Here is a 2,256-nt window from a genome sequence, read left to right as displayed (position 1 = left end):
GGCGCTCGTCTTCGTCAGTTTAACTCATCCGGTCACCGGAACCAGCGCCGCCACCACGGCGAGGCACGGCAAATTCGCGATCGGACCGAGATTGAGGTGCGACTCGTCAACGTCACCAGCATCGTCGCCTGCTTATGGCCGCTCGGGCGGTTCTGGGCTGTGGGGATTTTGCACCCGATCAAGCATCTTGCGATATTCGGCTTCGTAAGCGCCGCGAGTTGATGCGGCCCCTGGAATGCCCTGTTTGCATGATACGAACTGCTGCCAAAATGGCTGCAACTACGGCTTGTGTATCTTCGGTCATTAAATCGCCTCCTGGGTTGGTTGGCTCCCTTGTACCATCGCCACGAACCGCGACGATCACCGGAACCAAGCGCCGCCACCACGGCGGGCGCGGGTCAGGATCAGGGGCAGGCAGTCGGTAGGGGGTTAGCTCACGGCGGCAGCTTGCGTAATCGCTGCCCCAATTCGATACCGTCGATGAGCGCGTTCCAATGATCGAGCACCGCGTCGTGGTTCACCGCGAGCCACTGGCCGACAAGCCGTAGATCGGCGGCGGAAAGCAACCCGGCAACGACATGCGGCTGCGGCTGCAGTGCGACAACCGCCAGGTCGCCCGGGTCCATCTGCTGCCCGTGCCGCTGCATCACCTTGATGCGGGCGCTATGCCCAGCGCCATAGCTCGGGCCCACCCAAATCACCATCGGCAAGCCCGTGGTGCGCGGGTACAGGTTGGTCATCAGGTCGAGGTCGTCGAGGTTTTCACTCATCGGCGCGAATTATTACCTGTCGAACACCACGAAGTCAGCGCCGCCATCACGACCGCCGCGGCCCCGGTCAGCAGCGCGAGGGGCTGGCGCCGTTCCTCGGCCACACTCCGGCGGCGCGCAGCTCGGCCGGCTCGAGAAACCGGATCGCGGTCGCCCCGCTTACGCCCGGCAGCCATAGCACCCACACGCACCACCAGCGGCCGTTCCCCTTCGTGCCGGGGATCCAGGTCGGGCGCCAGCAACATGTCCAGATCGCCGCGGCGCGGTTGAGAATCGCGGCCCGTCCGCCGGCGCCGGTGTGATCAATGCGGAGGAGCAGCACCAAGCCGCGCAAATGGCCGCTATCCACCAGCGCCAGACCGCGAGCGATAAACGGGTCGAGGCGTTCCTCCGACCACGGCAGGTTGGTGACCGCGATCGCGCCGGCTGTCGCGGCCGGCGGCGCGTCGTAGAAGTCGTGACGGCTGATCCCGCGGCGCTGCGGGTCGATATCGGTCATGATCACCTGCCGCCCGGTTGCCGCGATGTCGTCGCCAAGCTCGCCGCTGCCGGCGGCACACTCCCATATCGCGCCCTCGGGGACACTCGGGAACACCCCCCAAGTCAATGCCGCGCGCAAGCAGGGCGGCGTCGGCCAGAATTCGTTATCCTCCGGACGAGCCTTCGGCGTCCGCAGCCCGGCGCGATCTCCCCTGATGATCAGATCTCGCCGCTTCTTCGCCCGCCAGCGACGCTGCATCTCGGTCTTGGTCAGCGGTGCCTTGAAGAGTGGTTTTCCGGCCATGAAACACCCGATGCTCTCTACAAATTTTGTAGAGAACATCAATCACCGGAACCAGCGCCGCCGCGTGTTGCGCCGCGGGATAATCATCCACCGGACTTTAGGCCCCCTCGGGCGCTCCCAGGGGGCGAGCGCATGGGACCACCTGTCGGACGTTTCGACGGGGTGATGCCCGGAACCGGTGGACACGTCCCCACCAGTAAAAGCGCGACGGGGAAGGCCAACCGTCGCCGGTTGACCTCCCCCGGCTAACGGATCAGCATGATCTTGACGCTTACACGCCAGATCACGATTATCCGAAGCCGGAGCTTGCGATGTACGCGCATCACATTCTCCGTCACGGTGCCGGTCAGACCACCTGGCCGGCATTCGTGTTTTAGGCGCGCCTCATAATGAGTGCTGTGTTGCCCGAACGTCATTTGACAGGGTGGCCGCCGCGCGGCCCGACCAAAGAAACCTTCCCCGCGTGTTCAGCGGCCCCAGAATGGATTTGGCACGATGATCAAGCCCGCCGCATTCGCCGCCCTGGTCACTCTCGCCCTGGCGCACCCAGCTCAGGCTGCCTCTTGCGTCAACGGCGTCTACCGCGCCGGCTGCGTTGGGCCGAATGGAGCCGCCGTCGTCCGCAAGGGGCCGGTCTACCATGCCCCGGTGTATCGCCACGGTGGCGCGGTCCACTGTGCCCACGGCGTCTACCGCGCCGGC

General features: G+C 65.4%; 4 protein-coding genes. 2 read left to right on the top strand and 2 right to left on the bottom strand.

All coding sequences use genetic code 11. The features are described from left to right. Positions 1-222: hypothetical protein (locus tag VNW74_RS17090; RefSeq protein WP_325678874.1), on the top strand; the 222-nt coding region annotated here is incomplete at its 5' end. A 212-nt stretch (positions 223-434) separates the two neighbouring features. Here the strand turns inward: VNW74_RS17090 and VNW74_RS17085 are convergent. Beyond that, positions 435-770, bottom strand: coding sequence for a hypothetical protein (locus VNW74_RS17085; protein WP_325678872.1), 336 nt, complete (start codon positions 768-770; stop codon positions 435-437). A 67-nt stretch (positions 771-837) separates the two neighbouring features. Then, positions 838-1,554, bottom strand: a complete 717-nt coding sequence (locus VNW74_RS17080) for a hypothetical protein (RefSeq protein ID WP_325678870.1) — start codon at positions 1,552-1,554, stop codon at positions 838-840. A 495-nt stretch (positions 1,555-2,049) separates the two neighbouring features. On the opposite strand from VNW74_RS17080, the gene VNW74_RS17075 reads away from it, so the two are divergent. After that, positions 2,050-2,256, top strand: a 207-nt coding sequence (locus tag VNW74_RS17075; protein WP_325678868.1) for a hypothetical protein, incomplete at its 3' end; no start/stop codon positions are given.

The sequence above is a fragment of the Mycobacterium sp. genome (genome assembly GCF_035570115.1).
Taxonomy (GTDB): domain Bacteria; phylum Actinomycetota; class Actinomycetes; order Mycobacteriales; family Mycobacteriaceae; genus Mycobacterium.
The sequence above is the reverse complement of the archived record's forward strand: the minus strand, read 5'-3'. Positions and strand labels throughout refer to the sequence as shown.

Excerpts from the sequence above, each read along its gene's own strand:
- VNW74_RS17080 (WP_325678870.1), bottom strand. The coding sequence starts at position 1,554 with ATGGCCGGAAAACCACTCTTCAAGGCACCGCTGACCAAGACCGAGATG.
- VNW74_RS17085 (WP_325678872.1), bottom strand. The coding sequence starts at position 770 with ATGAGTGAAAACCTCGACGACCTCGACCTGATGACCAACCTGTACCCG.